This window comes from Streptomyces sp. NPDC002935, from assembly GCF_040611295.1.
In the GTDB taxonomy this organism is placed as follows: Bacteria; Actinomycetota; Actinomycetes; order Streptomycetales; family Streptomycetaceae; genus Streptomyces.
Genome location: NZ_JBEXNW010000002.1, coordinates 312,082 through 334,713, shown reverse-complemented (window position 1 = coordinate 334,713; position 22,632 = coordinate 312,082). Strand labels below are relative to the sequence as shown.

18 protein-coding genes and 2 tRNA genes are annotated in these 22,632 nt (G+C 70.8%); 16 read left to right on the top strand and 4 right to left on the bottom strand.

Features of this window, described 5'->3' with window-relative positions; translation table 11 throughout:
• Positions 1–3: 3 nt before the first annotated feature.
• The 4 genes from ABZX90_RS03615 to ABZX90_RS03600 all read left to right on the top strand — a co-directional run bounded on the left by ABZX90_RS03615 (position 4) and on the right by ABZX90_RS03600 (position 3,201).
• Complete coding sequence (locus ABZX90_RS03615; RefSeq protein ID WP_355201199.1) at positions 4–1,773, top strand: LCP family protein; 1,770 nt, start codon at positions 4–6, stop codon at positions 1,771–1,773.
• Positions 1,774–1,884: 111 nt separating this feature from the next.
• Complete coding sequence (gene rsfS, locus ABZX90_RS03610) at positions 1,885–2,328, top strand: ribosome silencing factor (RefSeq protein ID WP_351119588.1); 444 nt, start codon at positions 1,885–1,887, stop codon at positions 2,326–2,328.
• Positions 2,325–3,011, top strand: coding sequence for a histidine phosphatase family protein (locus tag ABZX90_RS03605; protein ID WP_351119586.1), 687 nt, complete (start codon positions 2,325–2,327; stop codon positions 3,009–3,011). Before rsfS ends, ABZX90_RS03605 begins: the two co-directional genes overlap by 4 nt.
• A gap of 117 nt (positions 3,012–3,128) precedes the next feature.
• Positions 3,129–3,201: transfer RNA gene (locus ABZX90_RS03600), tRNA-Ala, on the top strand.
• Between the two features lie 55 nt (positions 3,202–3,256).
• Here the strand turns inward: ABZX90_RS03600 and ABZX90_RS03595 are convergent.
• Complete coding sequence (locus tag ABZX90_RS03595; protein WP_351119585.1) at positions 3,257–4,186, bottom strand: helix-turn-helix transcriptional regulator; 930 nt, start codon at positions 4,184–4,186, stop codon at positions 3,257–3,259.
• A gap of 118 nt (positions 4,187–4,304) precedes the next feature.
• On the opposite strand from ABZX90_RS03595, the gene ABZX90_RS03590 reads away from it, so the two are divergent.
• From ABZX90_RS03590 to ABZX90_RS03575, 4 genes are all read left to right on the top strand, one after another.
• Positions 4,305–5,774: an MFS transporter gene (locus ABZX90_RS03590; RefSeq protein ID WP_355201197.1), complete on the top strand. Its 1,470-nt coding sequence runs from the start codon at positions 4,305–4,307 to the stop codon at positions 5,772–5,774.
• A 69-nt stretch (positions 5,775–5,843) separates the two neighbouring features.
• The gene (locus ABZX90_RS03585; protein ID WP_261702676.1) at positions 5,844–6,017 is read left to right on the top strand and encodes a hypothetical protein; all 174 of its coding nucleotides are present in this window, start codon (positions 5,844–5,846) and stop codon (positions 6,015–6,017) included.
• A gap of 3 nt (positions 6,018–6,020) precedes the next feature.
• On the top strand, positions 6,021–6,254 hold the full coding sequence (locus ABZX90_RS03580) for a hypothetical protein (RefSeq protein WP_010986886.1): 234 nt from the start codon (positions 6,021–6,023) through the stop codon (positions 6,252–6,254).
• A gap of 544 nt (positions 6,255–6,798) precedes the next feature.
• Positions 6,799–6,871 (top strand) — tRNA-Ala (locus tag ABZX90_RS03575).
• 116 nt (positions 6,872–6,987) lie between these two features.
• Here the strand turns inward: ABZX90_RS03575 and ABZX90_RS03570 are convergent.
• A complete protein-coding gene (locus tag ABZX90_RS03570; protein WP_351119579.1) occupies positions 6,988–8,607 on the bottom strand; it encodes an NADH-ubiquinone oxidoreductase-F iron-sulfur binding region domain-containing protein in 1,620 nt (539 codons plus the stop codon).
• The gene (locus ABZX90_RS03565) at positions 8,608–9,888 is read right to left on the bottom strand and encodes a ferric reductase-like transmembrane domain-containing protein (protein ID WP_355201194.1); all 1,281 of its coding nucleotides are present in this window, start codon (positions 9,886–9,888) and stop codon (positions 8,608–8,610) included.
• A gap of 409 nt (positions 9,889–10,297) precedes the next feature.
• Between ABZX90_RS03565 and leuS the strand changes: the two genes are divergently transcribed.
• From leuS to holA, 8 genes are all read left to right on the top strand, one after another.
• Positions 10,298–13,186 (top strand): leucine--tRNA ligase, encoded by a 2,889-nt coding sequence (gene leuS / locus ABZX90_RS03560; RefSeq protein ID WP_355201192.1) that lies wholly within the window; start codon positions 10,298–10,300, stop codon positions 13,184–13,186.
• Between the two features lie 229 nt (positions 13,187–13,415).
• On the top strand, positions 13,416–14,147 hold the full coding sequence (locus ABZX90_RS03555; RefSeq protein WP_355201190.1) for a hypothetical protein: 732 nt from the start codon (positions 13,416–13,418) through the stop codon (positions 14,145–14,147).
• Positions 14,148–14,219: 72 nt separating this feature from the next.
• A complete protein-coding gene (locus ABZX90_RS03550; protein WP_351119571.1) occupies positions 14,220–15,065 on the top strand; it encodes a DegV family protein in 846 nt (281 codons plus the stop codon).
• Between the two features lie 126 nt (positions 15,066–15,191).
• A complete protein-coding gene (locus ABZX90_RS03545; RefSeq protein WP_355201188.1) occupies positions 15,192–16,343 on the top strand; it encodes a ComEA family DNA-binding protein in 1,152 nt (383 codons plus the stop codon).
• Between the two features lie 371 nt (positions 16,344–16,714).
• Positions 16,715–19,264 (top strand): ComEC/Rec2 family competence protein, encoded by a 2,550-nt coding sequence (locus ABZX90_RS03540; RefSeq protein ID WP_355201186.1) that lies wholly within the window; start codon positions 16,715–16,717, stop codon positions 19,262–19,264.
• Between the two features lie 4 nt (positions 19,265–19,268).
• Positions 19,269–20,099: an arylamine N-acetyltransferase gene (locus tag ABZX90_RS03535; protein WP_351119565.1), complete on the top strand. Its 831-nt coding sequence runs from the start codon at positions 19,269–19,271 to the stop codon at positions 20,097–20,099.
• A gap of 108 nt (positions 20,100–20,207) precedes the next feature.
• Complete coding sequence (locus ABZX90_RS03530) at positions 20,208–20,453, top strand: hypothetical protein (RefSeq protein ID WP_351119563.1); 246 nt, start codon at positions 20,208–20,210, stop codon at positions 20,451–20,453.
• Positions 20,454–20,594: 141 nt separating this feature from the next.
• Positions 20,595–21,581, top strand: coding sequence for a DNA polymerase III subunit delta (gene holA / locus ABZX90_RS03525; RefSeq protein WP_355201184.1), 987 nt, complete (start codon positions 20,595–20,597; stop codon positions 21,579–21,581).
• A 513-nt stretch (positions 21,582–22,094) separates the two neighbouring features.
• Here the strand turns inward: holA and rpsT are convergent.
• Positions 22,095–22,361, bottom strand: coding sequence for a 30S ribosomal protein S20 (gene rpsT / locus ABZX90_RS03520; RefSeq protein WP_261702665.1), 267 nt, complete (start codon positions 22,359–22,361; stop codon positions 22,095–22,097).
• Positions 22,362–22,632 lie beyond the last annotated feature (271 nt).

The following is a 22,632-nucleotide window of genomic DNA, read 5'->3' as shown; positions in this document are numbered from 1 at the left end:
CCGGTGAACGACCGATACGACGGATACACGGGCGGCGACCAGTACGAACTCGTCGGCTACGACGAGTTCGGGCAGCCTGTGTACCGGCAGGTGCCGCAGCAGCCTGCCCAGGGGTACGACGGCTACGACGCCCAGCAACAGGGCTACGGCTACGACCCCTATGCGGCGGGCCGCCAGGAACCCGTCCAGTCCTACGACACGGGCCGGCAGCCGCCGGTGTCGCCGTATGACACCGGTCAGCACGAAACGGTGTCGTCCTATGACACCGGTCAGCAGCCGTCCGTCCCCTCGTACGACGCCTTCGACCCGTTCGGCACCGGCACGCCCCGAGCCGGCGGGACCACCTCGACGTCGTACGACCCCTATGGCCAGACCGCCGGCACGGCGGGCGCCGCGAGCACCGGCCGGCAGCCCCGGGTCGCCGAACAGACCGCCCACATCCCGCAGCAGGCCGGGCCGGCGGAGAACGGCGCGCCCCGGGCCGACCGGGACTACCGCACCGAGCAGTTCGCGTTCGTCGAGGAGCAGGAAACCGAGTCCGAAGACGTCATCGACTGGCTGAAGTTCACCGAGAACCGCACCGAACGCCGCGAGGAGGCCAAGCGCCGCGCCCGCAGCCGCGTCGTCGCGCTGGTCGTGGTCGTCGCCCTGGTCGCGGTCGGTGGCGCCGGCTACCTCTGGTACGCGGGCAAGCTGCCCGGCACGACCGCGGCCGACAAGCCCGGGACCACGACGGCCGTGACCGCCCAGAAGCGCGACGTGGTCGTCGTCCACCTGCACAACACCAAGGGCGGCGGCACCTCCACGGCGCTGCTCGTCGACAACTCGACCACCCAGCAGGGCACCACCGTCCTGCTGCCCAACTCCCTTGCCCTGACCGACGACGACGGCTCGACGACCACGCTCGCCAAATCCGTCGACGGCGACGGCTCGTCCGGGACGCGGGACGCGATCGACACCGTGCTCGGCACGAACATCCAGGGCACCTGGCGGCTCGACACCCCCTACCTGGACAACCTCGTCGAGCTCGTCGGCAACATCGACATCACCACCAACGCCGACGTGCCGGACCCCGCCTCCAAGAAGAAGGGCGAGGCCCCCCTCGTCAAGAAGGGCGAGGACCAGACCCTCAGCGGCAAGATGGCCGTCGCCTACGCCACCTACCGGGCCTCCGGCGAGGCCCAGAACGCGCAGCTGGAACGGTTCGGACAGGTCATGCAGGGGGTGATGCGCAAGCTGTCCTCGGACAAGCAGGCCGCGACCACCACCGTGCAGACCCTGGCCCAGATCCTCGACCCGTCCCTGACCGACCAGGACCTCGGCGCCTTCCTCGCCAAGCTCGCCGACCTCGCCAAGGGCGGCGACTACAAGACCGCGCTGCTGCCCGTGCAGCAGGACGGCACCCTCAGCGAGAGCACCTCCAACAGCGTGATCAAGGACGTCCTGGGCGGTACGGCGAAGAGCCCCGACGCCGACGCCGCGGTCCGCGTCGGCATCAAGAACGCCACCGGCGACAAGGCGGCCACCAACCAGGCCCGAATCGTCCTGGTCAACGGCGGCTACACCTACCTGGACGCCGGCACCGCCGGTGCCGCCCAGAGCGTGTCGCAGATCACCTACAGCGACGCGGCCAAGAAGGACGACGCCGTCGAGGTCGCCAAGACCCTGGGTCTGCCCACCAGCACGGTGAAGAAGGGCACGGTCACCACCAACGCGGACGTGTCCGTCGTCCTCGGCCAGGACTACAAGATCGACAGCACTCCGAAGGGGTGACCTGCACCACGCCCGGGGCTGCCCGGGGCGTGGCCGGAGAAACGCGTGGGGTGTCCTCGGCGGTCCGTGAGACCCTTGAGTCATTACTGACCGCCGACGGAAAGCCGCGTAGTGACCGCCACGGACCGCTCCATCGAGCTCATCAACACCGCCGCACAGGCGGCCGCAGACAAGCTCGCGCACGACATCATCGCCTACGACGTCAGCGACGTGCTCTCCATCACGGACGCCTTCCTGCTGGCATCCGCACCCAACGACCGCCAGGTCAAGTCGATCGTCGACGAGATCGAGGAGCGGCTGAGCAAGGAGCTCGGCGTCAAGCCGGTACGCCGTGAGGGCGACCGCGAGGCGCGCTGGGTGCTCCTCGACTACGTCGACATCGTCGTGCACGTCCAGCACAGCCAGGAGCGTGTCTTCTACGCCCTCGAGCGGCTGTGGAAGGACTGCCCCGAGTTCGACCTGCCCGCCGAGGCAAAGGCGACCCGCGGCAAGGCCGCCGAGCACGCCAAGCTCCAGGCCGAGGAGGACTCCGCCGAACTGGGGGAGCTGCGGTGAGCACCGAGGCCCAGAAGACGACGGGCACGAAGGACGGCGGCAAGCCGGGCCGGGGTCGCCGCGTCATTTTGTGGAGGCACGGCCAGACCTCCTGGAACGTGGACCGCCGCTTTCAGGGCTCCACGGATGTCGAGCTGACCGAGACGGGCATCGGGCAGGCCCGTCGCGCCGCCCGGCTGCTCGCCTCGCTCAAGCCGGACGCCATCGTCGCCTCGGACCTCCAGCGTGCCGCCGCCACGGCCGCCGAGCTGGCCGAGCTCACCGGCCTCGACGTCACCCACGACGAGGGCCTGCGCGAGACCTACGCGGGCGTCTGGCAGGGGCTGACGCACGAGGAGATCATCGCCCGCCACGGCGACGAGTACGCCGCGTGGAAGCGCGGCGAGCCGGTGCGCCGCGGCGGGGGCGAGCTGGAGACCGAGGTCGCGGACCGCGCCGCCCCCGTGGTGCTGCGGCACGCGGAGAAGCTCCCCGACGACGGCACCCTGGTCGTCGTCAGCCACGGCGGCACGATCCGCACCACCATCGGCCGGCTGCTCGGCCTGGAGTCCCATCACTGGGAGAGCCTCGGCGGACTTTCCAACTGCTGTTGGTCGGTCCTCGGTGAAGGCGCCCGCGGCTGGCGGCTCCTGGAGCACAACGCCGGCACGCTGCCGGAGCCGGTGCTCGGCGACGACGACTGAGGGGGCGCCGGACGGCCCCCGTCCGGTCCCGCGGCCCTGTCGGGACCGGATTTCACTTTCCGGCTGGTCGCAGGCTAAAGTTCTTCTTGTTCGGCCCGCAGGGCGGGGAGAACGCAAGGGGCTATAGCTCAGTTGGTAGAGCGCCTGCATGGCATGCAGGAGGTCAGGAGTTCAATTCTCCTTAGCTCCACAGATCGACTCTCTATTGAGTTGTCAAAGATCAGTGATGAAGGATCCCGTTCCCGTCAGGGAGCGGGATTTTTCGTTGTCGTTGTTGGTGTCTTGACCGTGGTTGTCGTCGGCATGGCCGTCGTTGCCGTCGTTGCCGTCGTCGACGTCGCGTTCCGCGCGGTCCGGAGCCGCGTGGCGCGCAGGCGCGACTGCTCGTCGGCCGGCTGGTAGACGACGACCCGGCATTCCGGCATGCCGTGGATCGACAGTGAGACGGACGTCATCCGCATCTCACCGACCGCCGCGTGCCGGAACGTCTTCACCCGCGGTCCCGGCGGCGCCACATCGCCGCTGCGCCACAGCCGCGCGAAGAGCGGACTGGCCCGCGACAGCCGGGATATGAACCCCTCCCAGCCGGGCTCGCCGGCATGCAGCCCGTAGGACGAACGCAGCGTCGCCACCATCACCGGGAGTTCGCACTCGGGGAACACGAGTGGGCTGTCGGGCTCGGGCACCGTGAGCAGCGTCCACAGGGCGTTGTCCATCCCCGAGTTGAGGGACTCGGGGGTGAAGAACACTTCGCGGTAGGCGCAGTTGGTGGCCAGGATGTCGAAGCGCGCGTTGTAGACCACCGCCGGATGCGGGTCGACGGCGTCGAGGACGCCCTGGACCTGCGGGCCCACGACGCGTATCGACGTCGGGGGATCAGGCTCGTACGGCACCTCGGCCAGGTGGTACAGATGCTCGCGCTCCGGCTGGTCGAGGCGCAGCGTGCGCGCCACCGCGTCCAGGACCTGAGCGGAGGCGTTGATCGGGCGTCCCTGCTCGAGCCACGTGTACCAGGTGACGCCCACACCGGAGAGCTGCGCGACCTCCTCGCGGCGCAGGCCCGGCGTGCGGCGCCGGAAGCCCGGTGGCATACCCACGTCCGCGGGTGTCACGCGGGCCCGTCTGGTCCGCAGGAAGGCGGACAGCTCCGGCCTGCGGCGCTGTGTCGTGTTCATCGCATCACATCCCCCGTTCCCCATCGTCCGCGCCGGGCCCGTTCGCTGCCAGGTGCTGTCAGTACCAGCATCGGCGGGCTCTCGTCACCCGTATCCGGTCGGCATCACGCTCGATCGCATGACGACGACAACCCCCGCGGGAACAGGTCCCGCACGCAGTCCAAGCTCTGCGACCAGTAAAGACCCCGGCACTGACAATCGCCCCGGACGACTGCTCGCGGTCGTGCTCGTCGGCCAGTTCATGGCTCTGCTCGACGTCTTCATCGTGAACGTCGCGGTGCCCACGATCGGTTCCGAACTCCACGCGAGCGGCGCCGGCCTGCAACTCGTCGTCGCCGGATACTCCATCTCGTACGCCGTGCTCCTGATCACCGGGGCGCGGCTGGGCGACCGGCTCGGGCACCGGCGGGTCTATCTGACCGGTCTCGCGCTGTTCACGGCCGCCTCGCTGGCCTGCGGACTCGCCCGGGGCACCGGCGAGTTGATCGCCTTCCGGCTCGTCCAGGGCGCTGGATCGGCCGTGATGATCCCGCAGGTGCTCAGCCTGATCCAGCGCCACTTCACCGGTGAGGCACGAGCCCGCGCGCTCGGCGCGTACGCGGCCGTCCTCGCCACCGGCGCCGCGGCGGGGCAGGTGCTGGGCGGCCTGCTCGTCAGCACCGATCTGTTCGGCACCGGCTGGCGGCCGGTCTTCCTCGTCAACGTGCCGGTCGGCGCCGTACTCCTCGTCGTCGGCGGCCGCGTACTGCCGCGTGACGACGTACGGGCCACGGGGCGTTCACGCGGCCTCGACCTGCCCGGACTCGTGCTGCTCGCGGCCGCCGTGTCCCTCTTCACCGTGCCGCTGGTGCTCGGACAGGAGGAGGACTGGCCGCTGTGGTCCTGGCTGTCGCTGACGGCGGCCGCGGTCGTTTTCGCGCTGTTCTGTGGGTACGAGTCCCGGCTCGCCCGGCGGGGCGGGGCACCGCTGATCGCGCCGAGGGTGCTGCGCCACCCCGGCATCGCCCTCGCCGTCTTCCAGCTGCTCGCCGTGATGGCCGTCAACGCGGGCTTCCTGTTCTCGCTCACGCTGCACCTTCAGGGAGGCCTCGGAGACAGCGCCCTGCGCGCCGGGCTGACCTTCGCGCCGACCGCGGTGGTCTTCGGGCTGGTCGGTCTGACCTGGCGCAACTGGCCCGCCGTCTGGCAACGCGCTCTGATCCCCGGAGGATTCCTGCTCGCCGCAGCGTCCGTGGCCGGGGTCGGCGGCGTCCTGCGGAACGGGGGAGACGGCGGCCCGTGGCTGTACGTGGCGTTGGCCGGCGTGGGCGCGGGCCTCGCGCTCGGATTCGGGCCCACGCTCGCCGGGGCGCTGGCCACGGTGCGGCCGGAGGACGCCGCGGATGCCGGCGGGCTGCTCGTGACCGTCGCGCAGCTCGGTCAGCTCACGGGTGTCGCGGTCTTCGGCACACTCTTCTTGGACCGCCTTGAGTCACTTGGGGCCCCCGGGGCGTATACCTCTGCGGACGCGCTCCTGGCGTGCACGTATGCGCTGGCCGCGACAGCTGTGCTGGGTGCTGTGTCCGGACTGGTACGAAGGCGTCGCTGACCGTATTGCTCCGGCCGTGGCAGAATCAAACGGCCGGAAGGGGGCGCGGCCCGACGGGAGGGAGAAGCGATGCCTGCCAGCATCCTCGAGGAGGTCGACGATCTCCTCGAAGTGGCATTGAACCGGAAGAAAGCCACCCTCCTCGACTGCCCTTCCTGCGGATCGGTCCACGTTGCCCAGGTCCTTGGTGACAACGGTGGAATCTCCTACGTGTGCACGGCCTGCGGCCACAGCTGGAGCTGATTGATGGGTGCGCACAGGCGGAAATGCGATTGGTGCGGCAGTGGTACGCCGATCGTCCGCGACATGGAGCCGGTCAACCACGACTACCAGTACTGGTGTGAGGAGTGCGCGCGGGCGCTGATCATAAAAGGCGACCCGATCGAGACGTACCGCGAGCTGGAGGGCGAGCCGATCTACGGACGGCTCCTCGACGAGCACTGCACCCTCAAGCGGTTCTACTCGTTCGCCACTGCCTGACCCGGCGGGTGGCCGGGAAGGCACGGGTCGGTTCCTCCGTAGAGGGCCGACAACGTCAACCCGGTGCCGTTCCGCTGCAGTTCCTGCCTGCCCTGCCCTGCCCGGTCTGCCCCGTCTGTGTGGCCTGCGCCACGACGCGCCCGCGCGGAAATCCTGGGCCGCGCACGCCACCGCCGCCCAGGAGCGGCGTCCAGAGGGTTCGGCGACCCCGAAGGTGGTCCGAGCGCCGCGAGGCCCGTGAGGCCCACCAGAGGCCGTGTGGCGGCCCCGAAGGCGCCGGCCTCCCTGCCCGGCCCGGAGCCCCGTCGACGGCCTCCCTGCCCGGCCCGGAGCCCCGTCGACGCAACGGGCGCATGGCGGCAGCCATGGAGGGTGCCGAGGATGCCGCGGGTGCCAAAACTGTGATGAAAGCCGACATGAACACCCGAATCGGTACAGGCGGGAAAGGATTTGGTGGTGCACCAGGGGAACCGTGTAATGTTGGCGTCGCCGCCGGGGAAACCGGGCGACACGGCGAATACGCGGTCTTTCCGCGTGGCCGCGAGGGGCTATAGCTCAGTTGGTAGAGCGCCTGCATGGCATGCAGGAGGTCAGGAGTTCAATTCTCCTTAGCTCCACAGACGTTGAAAGCGGGCCACCCGATCAGGGTGGTCCGCTTCTTCGTTGTCCGGCGACTCTCCTGGAACGTGTTGAAGGCGGGCCACCGATTTCTGGTGGCCCGCTCCTTCGGTGTTCAGCGGCCGCTGCCGAGCGCGCGGCGACCGCGCCCCTGGGACAGGACCGGCAGGTTGTTGCGCGCCGGAGCGGAGGACCTGGTGTCCTCCTCGATGCGCAGGGCGAGCGCCGGGCAGCGGCGCACCGCACGCAGGGCCTTCGCCTCGGCGTACCGGGGTACTGAGGCCTGCGCGACGGTCGGGAAGCCGTCGGCGCCCAGTTCGAAGACCTCGGGGAGGATGTCGGCGCACAGGCCGTGCCCACGGCACAGCGTCCAGTCGACGTAGATCTTCTGGCGGCTGGGGCCCGACTCCTGCTCGCTCTGGCCGCCCGGGATGCCCGTGGGCAGCTGGCCGCCCTCGAAGAGCGGCAGAACGCCCTCCACGGGCCTTCCGCAGCCGTTTCCGAGGACATGCGCGGCCAGGTCGTCCGTGAACGCCTTGAGGGTCGACTCGATGAACATCGCCGAGCCGTCCGGGTGGGAGCAGGCGCCGCGCCGCTTCACGGACTTGGCGACCTGCTTCACGGCCTCGAGTGCTGCAGGACCGCCGCCGTTGAGGATGTCCTCCAGGCCGCGTGCCGCGGCGGGCAGGCCGAGGTAGCAGGGACCGCACTGTCCCGCGCTCTCCTCGGCCAGCCACTGCGCCACACGCAGTGACTCGCCCAGGGGGCATGTCTGCTGGGTGATCGGGAGGATCGCGCCGGCGCCGAGCGCACCGCCGACCGCGGCCAGGTTGTCGCGCGAGACGATCGCCTCGTTGACCGTCGCCGCGTCCAGCCACTTGCCGTGGTAGCCGCCGGTCAGCACGCCCTGCGGCATCGGCGGGGCGCCGGCCAGCTGGAGTACGTACCGCAGCGGTACACCGGTGGGGACCTCGATCACCATGGGGCGCGCGACCGCGCCCGAGACGGTGAGCATGACGGTGCCGGGCTCGTCGTACAGGCCTGTGTTGCGGTAGCGGTCGGGGCCGATGCGGGCGGCGATGGCCAGCTGCGCGAACGTCTCGGCGTTCGACAGCAGCGTGGGCGCACCCCCGACACCGGTCTGGGACGCGCTGACCTTGCGGCCCGGAGGGACGGCCGGACCGCCGTCGATCGAGCGGATCAGCGAGGCGGCCGCTCCGGTCACCATCCGTACCGGATTGCGCTGCACGCGCGCGCGAAGGGGCGATCCGCGCCGGTTGCTCAGCCCTCGCTCGGCCAACGCCGCCTCCATGGAGCGCTGCGTGGACTCGCGGGTCACGCCGATCACGAGCGTGCGCGCGCCCATGGCCTCCGCGGCCAGCAGGGCGCCGTCGAGGATGAGGTGCGGGGCACGGTTGATGAGCACCGTGTCCTTGCGGCAGGCCGGTTCGTCCTCACTTCCGTTGACGACCACCACCGGGCGGATGCCCTTCTTGATGGCGGATTCGGCGACTGAGCGCAGTTTCTTGGCGAAGGGGAAGCCCGCGCCGCCGCGGCCCTTCAGGGAGATGGCTTCGGCAAGGCTCGCGAGCTGTTCTCCGCCCAGAGGTTCGAGCGGCCCGTGCACTTTGAGGTGCATGGGGAGATCAAGACGTTCAACCAGGTCGAAGCCCGACGTGAGCTGCGGAAGTCCGACTACGCGGACTTCCGGGACGTCGGGCAGGGCCTCGTTCACTTAAAAGCCTCCGGAAGGGGCGTTCCATGATTCACCGGAGCCAGGAGCGTCGTAGGCGCCCGGCAGTACGTCAGTCGTGGGACCGCTGTCGTACGTGTCGTTGGTGTTGTACGTGCGGTAGGACGCGTTCGTCTCACCGGTGTCGTACACATCACTCGTCCCGTAGGCGTTGGCGGGCGGATTGCTGTAGACCGGGACGGTATATCCGGTGTCGTTCAGCGGGTCGTACGCCGACTGCGGCGCCTCGCCGACAGGCGGCGGCGTGGGGACGGGCCAGCTGCTCGACGTGCTGCCGTTGTCGACCCGGGCGTACGTCTCGGTGGGCTGCATGTTCATGGGCATCTGGAACTGCTGCGTCGAGGAAGGCGCGGAGCCGTCGCCGGGAGTGGACACGGCCCGGTAGGCCGCCGCGAAGCCGTTCGCACCGGTGTCCGCCGCTGCGGGCTCGGGCGCGGCGGCGTACTGCGGGGGCGAGGATTGCGCGCGCTGGGACGGGACGAAGTTGTCGCCCATGGGCTGCTGCGCGGAGCGCGACTCCATCGCGGCGGCGCGGGACGCCTCCAGGTCCTCGCGGAACCCTCGGGCATCGGGGTTGTTCTTGCCCATGATCGCCAGAACCCGCGCCGCGACCTTGCGCTTGACGGGGGAGGGCGCCGTTCGCAGAGCCAGAGCCGCCATGACCGCGACCAGGCACAGGCTGTAGAGGATGGTGAAGATCGGCTTCGCCGCGCGACCCGCGTAGAGGCCGTGGATCAGTGCGGCGCACCAGGCCGGGTAGGCCAGCATGTGCACGGCGCGCCAGCGGGCCGCGATCGGTGCCGGCGAGGCGAAGGCGCTGCGCAGCGCGCCGGTGATGGCCGTGAAGATCATGAGCAAGCCGGCCAGGGAGCCGAAGCCGATGAGCCCGGCCGTGCCGGTGACGCCGAGGCCGAAGGGGACCAGGGCGGCGAGCAGGGTCGTGTGGTCGAGTGCCAGCTTGACCGTGATGTGCAGCAGCAGGAAGGCGACCGAGGAGACGGCGGTCGTCCGGTGCACCGCCTGTGCCACCAGCCGCTGGCGGGTGTTCAGGAAGATCCGGTCGGTGGCGACCAGCCCCCAGATCACGGAGCAGGACAGGGCGACCAGCGACAGGACGCCGGCGCCGAAGTTCAGGAAGTCACGGACTCCATTGCCTCCTACCAGCACGACGACGGGTATGAGGAGCAGGACGGCAGCCGTGGCCATCCCGTAGGCCGAACGGCCCGCTCGGGGAAGCGAGCTGTTGTTACGACGAGGGTTCATGGGGGGTTACTCCCAACGGTTCGGGGAAGCGGTCCCGAAGCCGCACTCTAGGTCGAGACATACGGACGAGTTCGAGATTTGAGTTATTGCGTTGTTACCAAAGGGCAATGAGGTCTTTGTGTTGTCCCTATGCGTCCGTTACGCGAAGTAAAATTTGAACTTCATTCAACTTTTTTCCGTGGTCACGACGAGTGGCACGGGGTGCCGGGCGACCCGAAAGCTCGTCGCGGCTCGCGCGGGCGCTGCGGTACCCTGACGCCATGCGTGCCGTACGCCTTCTGCTTAGCGAGCCGCGCTGATCAGTCCCGACCACTGACGCATCGTGGTCGGCATCGGCGCGGCGTCCCCTCCTGTGCGAGGGGCTTTTTCATTTCTGCTGGCAGAGACGATCGATGGAGCTTTGAGGATCATGAGCGAGACGAACACCGCTGCCACCGCCGAGGTGGCCGCGCCGCACCGCTATACGGCCGCCCTGGCCGCTGACATCGAGGCACGCTGGCAGGACTTCTGGGACGCCGAGGGCACGTACGAGGCTCCGAACCCTATCGGTGACCTGGGCGGGGACCCCGAGCTGGCCGCCAAGCCCAAGAAGTTCATCATGGACATGTTCCCCTACCCCTCGGGTGCGGGTCTGCACGTGGGTCACCCCCTGGGCTACATCGCCACCGATGTATTCGCCCGGTTCCAGCGGATGACCGGCCACAACGTCCTGCACACGCTGGGCTTCGACGCCTTCGGCCTGCCCGCCGAGCAGTACGCCGTGCAGACCGGCACGCACCCGCGCGTGTCCACCGAGGCCAACATGGAGAACATGAAGGTCCAGCTGCGCGCGCTGGGGCTGGGCCACGACAAGCGCCGGTCGTTCGCCACGATCGACCCGGAGTACTACAAGTGGACCCAGTGGATCTTCCTGCAGATCTTCAACTCCTGGTACGACGACGAGGCCCGGAAGGCCCGTCCCGTCTCCGAGCTGGTCGCTCAGTTCGAGAGCGGTGAGCGCGCCGTCCCGACCGCCGGCGGCACCACGCGCGCGTGGAACGAGCTGAGCGCCACCGAGCGCGCCGACGTCCTGAGCGGCTACCGCCTGGCCTACGCCTCCGACGCACCGGTCAACTGGTGTCCCGGCCTGGGTACCGTCCTGGCCAACGAGGAGGTCACCGCCGACGGCCGTTCCGAGCGCGGCAACTTCCCCGTCTTCAAGGCCAAACTGCGCCAGTGGAACATGCGCATCACCGCCTACGCGGACCGCCTGCTGGACGACCTGGACGCACTGGACTGGCCCGAGGCCATCAAGCTGCAGCAGCGCAACTGGATCGGCCGCTCCGAGGGCGCACGTGTCGACTTCCCGATCGACGGCGAAGCGATCACGGTCTTCACCACCCGCCAGGACACCCTGTTCGGCGCCACCTACATGGTGCTGGCCCCGGAACACCCGCTGGTCGAGAAGTTCACCCCGGTCGCCTGGCCCGAGGGCACCCACGACGTGTGGACCGGCGGTTACGCGACCCCCGCCGAGGCCGTCGCCGCCTACCGCGCGCAGGCCGCCTCGAAGTCCGACGTCGAGCGGCAGGCCGAGGCCAAGGACAAGACCGGCGTCTTCACCGGCGCGTTCGCGACCAACCCGGTCAACGGCGAGAAGGTCCCGGTCTTCATCGCCGACTACGTACTGATGGGCTACGGCACCGGCGCGATCATGGCCGTCCCGGCGCACGACACACGCGACTTCGCGTTCGCGCGCGCCTTCGAACTGCCCATGCGCTGTGTGGTCGAGCCCTCGGACGACCGCGGCACCGACGCCTCCGCCTGGGACGACGCCTTCGCGTCGTACGACGCGAAGATCGTCAATTCCGCCGGCGACGACGTCTCCCTGGACGGCCTGGGTGTGGTCGACGCCAAGGCGCGCATCACGGAGTGGCTGGAGCGCCGGGGCATCGGCGCGGGCACCGTCAACTTCCGGCTGCGCGACTGGCTGTTCAGCCGCCAGCGCTACTGGGGCGAGCCCTTCCCGATCGTCTACGACGAGGACGGCGTCGCTCACCCGCTGCCCGAGTCGATGCTGCCCCTGGAGCTGCCGGAGGTCGAGGACTACTCGCCGCGCACCTTCGACCCGGACGACGCGAACACGTCCCCGGAGACCCCGCTGTCCCGCAACGAGGACTGGGTCGCCGTCACCCTGGACCTGGGTGACGGCCGTGGCCCGCAGAAGTACCGCCGCGAGACCAACACCATGCCCAACTGGGCCGGTTCCTGCTGGTACGAGCTGCGCTACCTGGACCCGCACAACGACCAGAAGCTGGTCGACCCGGCCATCGAGCAGTACTGGATGGGCCCGCGCGAGGGCCAGCCGACCGGTGGCGTCGACCTGTACGTCGGCGGCGCCGAGCACGCCGTGCTGCACCTGCTGTACGCGCGTTTCTGGTCGAAGGTCCTGTTCGACCTGGGCCACATCTCGTCGGCCGAGCCGTTCCACAAGCTGTTCAACCAGGGCATGATCCAGGCCTACGTCTACCGCGACAGCCGCGGCATCGCGGTGGCGGCGGCCGAGGTGGAGGAGCGCGACGGCGCGTACTACTACCAGGGCGAGAAGGTCTCCCGGCTGCTGGGCAAGATGGGCAAGTCCCTGAAGAACGCGGTCACCCCGGACGAGATCTGCGCCGAGTACGGGGCGGACACCCTGCGCCTGTACGAGATGGCGATGGGTCCCCTGGACGTGTCCCGGCCCTGGGACACGCGCGCGGTGGTGGGCCAGTACCGGCTGCTGCAGCGCCTGTGGCGCAACGTCGTCGACGAGGCGACCGGCGAGGTCACGGTCGTCGACACCGAGCCGGGCGAGGACACGCTGCGTGCTCTGCACAAGGCCATCGACGGCGTACGCCAGGACCTGGAGGGCATGCGGTTCAACACCGCCATCGCCAAGGTCACCGAGCTGAACAACCACCTGACCAAGGTGGGCGGCCCGGTCGCGCGTCCGGTCGCCGAGGCCCTGGTGCTGATGATCGCGCCGCTGGCCCCGCACATCGCCGAGGAACTGTGGCGCAAGCTGGGCCACACCGCATCGGTCGTCCACCAGGACTTCCCCGTCGCCGACCCCGCGTACGTCGTCGACGAGGCCGTGACCTGCGTCGTGCAGATCAAGGGCAAGGTCAAGGCGCGCCTGGAGGTCTCCCCGTCGATCTCCGACGAGGAGCTGGAGAAGGTGGCGCTGGCCGACGAGAAGGTCGTCGCGGCGCTGGGCGGCGCGGGAATCCGCAAGGTGATCGTCCGCGCGCCGAAGCTGGTGAACATCGTTACGGCGTAGTCGCTACGGGTCGGCGGCATCGGGCATCAGGTCTCGCCTGGTCCCTGGTCCCCGGTGTCTGGTGCCTGTGCCGGTCCGGGTCCGCGTGCCGGTCCTGGTCTGGCCCGGCCGGCTCGGGGTAGTCCCCTACAGGCAGGTTCGGGGTTCTTCTGGAACTCCGAACCTGCCCGCAGCGTTTACCGTTGAGAGTGCGGCGACAGCTGCTGCGACCGGTCCGAGGAGGAGTGTGATGGGTACCGTGATCACAGTGATCGCCCTGCTCTTCCTGCTGTTCGTGGTGTTCGGCGCGTACGCGACGGTGAAGGTGATCGGCGCCGCCAAGCGCGGCGTGGACCGCACGATCTCGCAGGCCCGCCGCACGGTCGAGGACACCACCCTGCGCGCGAAGACCTTCGCCCAGCCCGGTCCCCAGGGCGAGCTCGCCCAGCTCCGGCTGAGGCTGCGCACATCGATGCGGGCCACCCAGGAGGCGCTGCACGCGAGCGTGGCGGAGGACGAGTCCCTCAAAGAGTCTCTGAGCCTCTTCGAGCGCCTCAGCGCGCACGGGCACGAGCTGGACGCCGAACTGAAGCGCCTGGAGACCGAGCCCGACCGGGGAACGCTCGCCACACGGCTGCCCGGCCTGCGTGAGCGCACCGAGCGGATCACGCAGTCGGCGGACTCGCTGCGCTGGGCCGCGCGCGACCGGGCCAACCGCTTCGCGGACGACGACCTGGACACGCTGAGCGCCCAGATCGACGTGGAGGCCGGCGCGCTGCGCCACTGGACCAAGGAGCCGGGGACCGGCTCGTCCTGGCCCGACGCTCCCGCCGCGGACGCGAGCACCTCCGGCGGACAGACCTGGCCCCAGACCCCGGAGTCCAGTTCGGCGGATCAGCCGAGGCCGTCCGCCATCACACCGCCCGGCCAACGGCCCACCTACCCCTGGCAGAAGAAGCCCCGCCCTGAGAGCACGACGTGATCAGGCCGTCCCGGCCGCAGGTGGAAGGGGCCGGGCTGCCACCCACCGGCCCCGCCAGGTAACCTCCAGCTCATGTCCCGCCATGTCGCGATCGTCACCGATTCAACGGCCTACCTGCCGCCGCGGACGATGGAGCGCCACGGCATCACAGCGGTCCCTCTGACCGTGGTCCTCGGTGACCAGGCGCTCGAAGAGGGCACCGAGATCTCGGCCCGCTCCCTGGCGCTGGCGCTGCAGAAGCGCCGCCCCGTCACGACGTCCCGGCCCAGCCCCGAGCTGTTCGCCGCGACCTACCGCAGGGTCGCCGAGTCCGGCGCCACCGGCATCGTCTCTCTGCACCTGTCCTCCGAGTTCTCGGGCACCTACGACGCGGCGGTGCTCGCGGCGCGCGAAGCCCCTGTACCGGTGCGCGTGGTCGACACCGGGATGGTCGCTATGGCCCTCGGGTTCTGCGCACTCGCCGCCGCCGAGTCCGCCGAGGCGGGGGGCACCATCGACGACGCGGTCACGGCCGCGGAGAAGAGGGCCGCGGGCACCTTCGCGTACTTCTACGTCGACACCCTCGACTACCTCCGCCGTGGCGGCAGGATCGGGGCCGCGCAGGCTCTGCTGGGCTCCGCGCTCGCGGTGAAGCCGCTGCTGCAGCTGGACGACGGCCGCATCGAACTCCTCGAAAAAGTCCGGACGGCGTCCAAGGCGATCGCCCGCCTGGAGGAGATCGTGGCCGACCGTGCGGGCAGCGCGCAGGTCGACATCGCCGTTCACCATCTGGCGGCCCCCGAGCGTGCGTCGGCTCTCGCGGACCGTTTGCGGGCGCGGGTGCCGGGGCTTGCCGAACTGCACGTGAGCGAGGTGGGTGCGGTGATCGGAGCCCACACGGGGCCCGGATTGCTCGGGGTGGTCGTGTCGCCTCGGTGAGGCCGGCTTCTGTGCCACTCGCACGCGTCGCCCGTGCGGGTGGCTGAGTTATCCACAACTGAGCCGGTTTCCACCGGAATTGAGCAAGATCATCGCGAGAGTGGCGAGATGCCGGATTCTCGTCGCATGGCATTTCGATCAAGCTCACGCACTGCCACACCGACCAGCGGACCGGGCCGCGGCCCCGTCTCCGACAGCCGCAGCCGCCATCGCCGCCGCCACCCGCGAAGCCGGGCCCGTCGGCACGAGGCATCGGCCGGGGCCCTCCGCCTGCGCGCCGAGGCGCTCTTCACGGAACGTGCCCAGGGGCGCAGGGAGTTGGGGAACGCGCCGCCGGTGGCGGACCATGATGTAGGGGACAGCCCCCGGGCGAACACGGCACTGGGTACCGGGGTCATGGCCGATGTCCGGGCACCTGGGAACCGCCCGGGAGGTGCCCGCGGCCGCGGCACCGGGCCGGATGCGGGCAGCACTCCACGGGCCGATCCCTCGCGGGCCGACAGAGCGGCGCCTGTGAGTGCGCCGGCCTTGGACCCGGGCGCATGGCGGGATCGGGCCGGGCTCGCCGTGCGGGAGCGGCTGCCGTTGTGGCTGCAGTCGAGGTGCGGCCTTGAGCGCAAGAGTGTGGCCGCACTGACCGTGCTGCTCGTCGTGGCCGCCGTCTTCGCCGTGCAGCACTTCTGGGCCGGCAGGACACAGCCGGTAGCAGCCCCCGAGGTGGTGCGCGCGGCGGCACCGTACGGCGGGAAGAGCGGACCGGGGGAGCGGCCGGGCGCGGAATCCGATCCCTCCGCAGGAGCTCCGAGCCCCGTCGGCGCCGCCGGGAGCTCGATCGTCGTCGACATCGGCGGGAAGGTGCGCGACCCCGGACTCCAGCGGTTGCCGGCCGGCTCCCGCGTCGAGGATGCCCTGCGAGCAGCCGGTGGGGTACGGCCCGGCACGGACACCGACGGCCTCAACCGCGCGCGTCTCCTCGTGGACGGCGAACAGATCGTGGTCGGCGCATCCGCGCCCCCGAGGGGAGTCGGCTCGGGTGGTCCGGGGCCGGTCGGCTCCGGGGGATCCGCAGCAGGCGCGGCACCCACCGCTCCGATCGGCCTCAACACGGCCACCGTCGACCAGCTCGACAGCCTGCCCGGCGTCGGTCCCGTCCTGGCCCGGCACATCATCGACTACCGCACGACGCATGGCGGTTTCCGCTCGGTCGACGAGCTCCGCGAAGTGACCGGAATCGGCGACCGCCGCTTCGCCGATCTCCGGACCCTGGTGCGGCCATGAGCGGTTCCGGGAGGAGTGCTGAGCGGGCCGGGCGGAGGGCGAGCAGTCGGCATGGCGGGTCGGCGGCGAGCGAGTGGTCCGGCCGGCCGGTGACCGGAAATGGGCCGGACGGCTCCGCGGGGAGAGATCGTCCGGGTGGGCGGTTAGCGATGCGCGGGTTGCGCGGGTTGCGCGGGTTCGAACGGGGGCGAGGGCTGCGCGGGCTGGAGGGGGCACGAGGGCCGCGCGGGCCAGAGGGGTTGCGCGGGCTGGAGGAGTTGCGCGGGCTGCGCAGGCCGGAGGGGGCACGCGGGCTGCGCGGGTTGGAGGGGTTGCGCGGGCTGCGCGGGCCGGAAGAGGCGAGGGAAGTGGGTCAGCCGGAAGGCCGTGTGATGGGTCCGTCAGGTGGCCCCGGTGCCGGCAGTCGGGGGTCCGTGCACGTTGCCTCGGGGAGGCGGCTGGGGGCCTCGCACCCCAGGACGGAGGGGCCGACCGATCTCCGGCTCGTGGCGCCTGCCGCGGCGGTCTGGCTCACGGCGGCCGTGACGGTAGGGGTGGCGCCGGGTTGGGTCACGGGTGTCGTGGTGGTGTCCCTGGTCGCGGGCGGCGTGCTGCTGGCGGCGGGGCGGAGAGGCGTGCGTTCGGGGCGGGGACGCGTGGCCGGGCGGCCGGGTTCGTGGCCGTGGGTGTCCGTCGCCGCCGTGCTGCTCTGCGTCGGTGCGGCCGCGGCCTCCGCGGGGTTGCACGGAGCGGACCTGCGGCGCGGGCCTGTTCCCGCGCTCGCGAAGCAGTTCGCCGACGTGACCGCCGAGGTGGAGATCACCTCCGATCCACGGCTCACCCGGCCCCGGATCAACGGGGACCACGTCGCTCCGACGGCTCTGCTGTTCGACGCGGACGTCACGCGGGTAACACGGACGGACGGCACCGCGGTCGCCACACGGACCCCGGTCCTGGTGATCGTCGACGCGCGCTCGCGACGGAATGCGCCCCGGGAGGCCGGTGGGCGCACGCCCTGGCTGTCGCTGCTGCCGTCCACCCGGCTGCGTGTGACCGCGCGGGTCGTGCCCGCGTTGTCGGACGGGGACGACATCGCGGCGGTGCTGCGGGTACGGGGGAACGCGCCGCCGGAGGTGGTGGGGGAGCCGTCCGGTCCGCAGCGGTTCGCCGGCCGACTGCGGGAAGGGCTGCGAGAGGCGACCGACAGCCTGGAACCGGACGCGCGGGCGCTGCTGCCGGGGCTGGTCGTGGGGGACACCTCACGCGTCACGCCGGAGCTGGACGACGCCTTCAAGGCCACCGATCTCACCCACCTCCTCGCAGTCAGCGGAGGCAACCTGGTCATCATCCTCGCGCTGTTCATCGGGCCACCGGGCCTCGCCCAGCGCGTCGAGCGCCGGGGTCTCGCACCCCGGCTCGGGGTCCCGCTCCGGGCGACCGCCTTGCTCGGCGGAGGGCTCACCCTCGCCTTCGTGATCGTGTGCCGACCGGATCCGAGCGTCCTGCGGGCAGCGGCCTGCGGATCGATCGCGCTGCTCGCCATCGCGACCGGGCGCCGCAGATCGCTGATTCCGGCGCTGGCCACCGCGGTTCTGCTCCTAGTGCTGTACGACCCCTGGCTGGCCCGCAGTTACGGATTCCTGCTCTCCGTCCTCGCGACCGGAGCCCTGCTCACGCTCGCCCCGCGCTGGAGCGCGGCGCTTCAGCGGCGTCGTGTGCCTCCGCGTCTGGCCGAGGCGCTCGCCGCGGCCGCCGCGGCACAGGCGCTGTGCGCACCGGTGGTCGCCGTGCTGTCGGCCCGCGTGAGCCTGGTCGCGGTGCCGTGCAATCTGCTCGCGGAGTTCGCGGTCGCGCCGGCCACGGTGCTGGGTTTCGCGACGCTCGCGACGGCTCCCGTGGCCATGCCCGCAGCCAAAGCCCTGGCGTGGTGCGCGAGTTGGCCGGCTCGGTGGATCGCGGACATCGCGCGCACGGGGGCGGCTCTGCCCGGTGGGGGAGTGGACTGGCCGGGCAGTTGGACGGGCGCGTTTCTGCTGGCCCTCGTCACGGTGGTCGTCGTGGGCGTCGGTCGACGGCTGCTGAGACATCCGTTGTTGAGCGGTGCCTGCGCTGCGCTGTTCCTGCTGGTCGTGGTCCAGCCACCGCCGCTCACCAGGGTGATCACGGGGTGGCCGCCACCCGGCTGGCGGTTCGCGATGTGCGATGTGGGGCAGGGCGACGCCACGGTGCTCGCGGTGGGCGACGGGAGTGCGGTGGTGGTGGACGCGGGGCCCGACCCGGTGTTGGTCGACCGCTGCCTGAGCGCGCTCGGCGTCACCAGAATCCCGCTCGTCGTTCTGACGCACTTCCACGCCGACCATGTCGCGGGGTTGCCGGGCGTGCTGGACGGGCGTTCGGTGGGCGGGATCGAGACGACCGGCTTCGAAGAGCCTTCGGACCAGGCCGAGTTCGTACGAAGGGAGGCGGCCGCACGGCACATTCCCATGACGCGGGCCGTGGCCGGGGAGCGCCGGCGCACGGGAAGCCTCGACTGGCGGGTGCTGTGGCCACCCCCGGAGCCGGCCCCGACGCCGGACGGTCCGAACGACGCCAGCGTCACCCTGCTCGTACGGTCCGCGGGGCTGCGGCTGCTGTTGCTCGGCGATCTGGAGCCGCCCGCGCAGCAGGCCTTGTCGAGATCGCCGGCGGCCGCGGAACTGGGAGGCGTGGACGTGCTCAAGGTCGCCCATCACGGGTCGGCCTATCAGGATCCGGAGCTCATACGCAGGGTGGCTCCGCGGGTCGCGCTCATCTCCGTGGGCAGCGACAACCCCTATGGACATCCGGCCCCGAGTACGGTCGCGGCCCTGCGGGCCGGGGGCGCGGTGGTCCTGCGTACCGACGAGGACGGGGCGCTCGCCGTCACCGGTGAGGGCGAAGGGCTGAGAGTGGCGGGACACTGAACACATGAATTCCGCACAGGCCGACGCCTACCTTCGCCGCATCGGGGCCCAGCACCCGGCGTGGCCCACGTCCGATGTGCTCCGCGAGCTTCAACTGCGCCATCTGCAGACAGTGCCGTTCGAGAACCTGTCGATCCACCTCGGCGAGGAGATCGTGCTGGAGGAGAAGAGGCTGCTGGACAAGGTGGTCGGCGCTCGGAGAGGAGGCTTCTGCTACGAACTGAACGGCGCGTTCGGGGCGTTGCTGGGGTCGCTCGGCTTCGACGTGACGTATCTCGCGGCGCGGGTGTACGGGGACGAGGGGAAACTCGGGATTCCTTACGACCATCTCGCGCTGCGGGTGCGGACGGTGGACGGGGGCGACTGGCTGACCGACGTCGGGTTCGGGGCGCACAGCCACTACCCGTTGGCCTTCGGGGACCGGGCGGAGCAGCGGGACCCCGCAGGGATGTTCCGGGTCGTGGAGTCGGGTCCGGACGCGGCGGGGGTGCGGGGTGCCGGCGGATCGCGGGAACGAGAGGACCTTGACGTCCACCTGGGCGACAAGCGCCAGTACCGCCTGGAGGTACGGCCGCGCGTGCTCGGGGACTTCGTCGCCGGAGCCTGGTGGCACGGCACCTCGCCGCTGTCGCACTTCACTCAGTCATTGGTCTGTTCGCGGGTCACGGAGGACGGAGGGCGGATCACACTCAGCGGCCGCCGGTTCACGGTGACGACGGCCGACGGCGCCAAGGAGGTGTCGGAACTGGCCACCGACGAGGAGGTGCTGGCCGCCTATCGAGAGCGCTTCGGAATCGAACTGGACCGGGTGCCGGAGGTCAGGGGCGCTCGGTAGCTCCGGCCCGACGAGCCGTACGGGTCGTCGCACAGGTCGCACAGGTCACACAGGTCACAAAGACCCACCCCGGCGTCGGCCGCGTCGGGCGTATCGGAAAATGTTCACGTGAGCGATGTGAGACATGTGCTGGTGCTGCCCGACCGTGATGCCGCGGAAGAGGCGGCGGAGGCTGTCGGCGACCGGTTCGGGCTCTTCGAGGAGCCGCAGCTGGTCCGGGACGCACTGGCGGGCGAGGACGATGCCGAGGACGCGCAGTGGCTGGTGGTTCTGACGGACCCCGAGGCGCGGCTGGACCCGAAGGAGCTGGACGAGTTCGCGGCGGAGTGGGACGGCTGGCACGAGGAGCCGTAGCCCCAAGCTGGGGGAGGGGGAGGGCGAGGGCGAGGGGCGAGGGGCGAGGGGCGAGGGGGTAAGGGGGTAAGGGCAAGGGAGCCTCACGGGGGATGCGGCTCGCGGCACGGGTTGTCAGTGGCGCGTGGGATGCTTTCGGTGATGGCCAAGAAGACCGCACAAGACGACCCTCTCGCCCCTGTCACGCTGGCAGTGGGCCAGGAGGATCTCCTGCTCGACCGTGCCGTGCAGGAGGTGGTGGCCGCCGCCAGGGCCGCCGACGCCGACACGGATGTACGGGACCTCACCCCGGACCAGTTGCAGCCCGGCACGCTCGCCGAGCTGACGAGTCCCTCGCTCTTCTCCGAGCGCAAGGTCGTGGTCGTACGCAACGCGCAGGATCTGTCGGCCGACACGATCAAGGACGTGAAGGCGTATCTGGGGGCGCCCGCCGAGGAGATCACCCTGGTGCTCCTGCACGCGGGTGGGGCCAAGGGCAAGGGGCTGCTCGACGCCGCGCGCAAGGTGGGGGCGCGGGAGGTGGCCTGTCCCAAGATGACCAAGCCGGCGGATCGGCTGGCGTTCGTGCGCAGCGAGTTCCGGGCGCTGGGCCGGTCGGCCACGCCGGAAGCCTGCCAGGCGCTGGTGGACTCCATCGGGAGCGATCTGCGCGAGCTGGCGTCCGCCGTGTCGCAGCTGACCGCTGATGTCGAGGGGACGATCGACGAGGCCGTCGTCGGGCGGTACTACACCGGGCGGGCCGAGGCGTCCAGCTTCACCGTGGCCGATCGGGCGGTGGAGGGGCGGGCCGCGGAGGCGCTGGAGGCGTTGCGATGGTCGCTGTCGACCGGCGTGGCTCCCGTCCTGATCACCAGTGCGCTCGCGCAAGGGGTGCGGGCGATCGGGAAGCTGTCCTCCGCCCGGGGCGGCAGGCCCGCCGACCTCGCCCGTGAGCTGGGGATGCCGCCGTGGAAGATCGATCGGGTGCGGCAGCAGATGCGGGGATGGACGCCGGACGGGGTCGCCATGGCCCTCACGGCCGTCGCGGAGGCGGATGCCGGGGTCAAGGGCGGCGGGGACGACCCCGAGTACGCCTTGGAGAAGGCGGTCGTCGCCATCGCGCGGGCAGCCCGCTCCCGCCGGGGCTAGGGTCTGTCCGGCGATCATGCGGGAGACGCGGGGCCAACTCGAGCCCGCTGGGCCTCCCGAGCCCGCTGGGAGACCCGACCTGCTGGGCCCACCCGGGCCCGCCGGAGCGCACCCGGGCCACCCGGGCCACCCGAGCCCGCAGGGTCGCCCGCCGCCCCAGCCCGTCCGACCGGGGATGCTCACCTGATCGGTCGCGGGACTCGCGCGCCTGGGGCACCGCGTCGCGTCGCCGACCGTATCGAGCCGCAGCCACCGCAGACACCGCCTTCGTACGTGCACCGCGCCATCGGATGACACCGACGCCAACACCCTCACCACATACCGAAGGCCCCGCTCGTTCTCCCGGGGAAGGGAGGAGGCGGGGCCTTCGGTACAAGAGGGTGGATTCACGCCCGCGTGGCGAACGCAGATCGTGCGTGAATCCGGGGGTGTCGGTCGGGAGCGGGAGAGAGGGCCTGCTCGGGTCCGCCCGACGGTCAAGTCAGGGGTTGAGCTCCGGAGAGCTCAGCCGACTCAGCCCTTGAGGGCGGCGACCTTCGAAGCAAGCGCCGACTTCTTGTTGGCGGCCTGGTTCTTGTGGATGACGCCCTTCGAGACGGCCTTGTCGAGGGCGCGCGACGCGGCGCGCGTGTACTCGGTGGCCTTCTCGACGTCACCCGCGGCAGACGCCTCGCGGGCCTTGCGGATCGCGGTCTTCAGGGAAGACTTGACGGCCTTGTTGCGCAGCCGGGCCTTCTCGTTGGTCTTGATCCGCTTGATCTGGGACTTGATGTTCGCCACGAATGAGCCTTTACAGGTTCAGGCGCGCGAGACAGCACGTCTCACTCGCCGTTTGATTTTCTTGGGTGCGTCTCCTGCTGAGAGGGCACGAGACACAGCTACCCAGGCTACCAGCCCCGGTGCGACCGGCCCAAACCGGCCGCACGCCTGCTGATCGCACGCCCCAAACCGGTCGCCCGCCTGCCGTTCGCACGCCCCAAACCGGTCGCCCGCCTGCCGTTCGCACGGTCCGAACCCGTCGCCCGCCTGCTGTCGGTACCGACGGGACCGG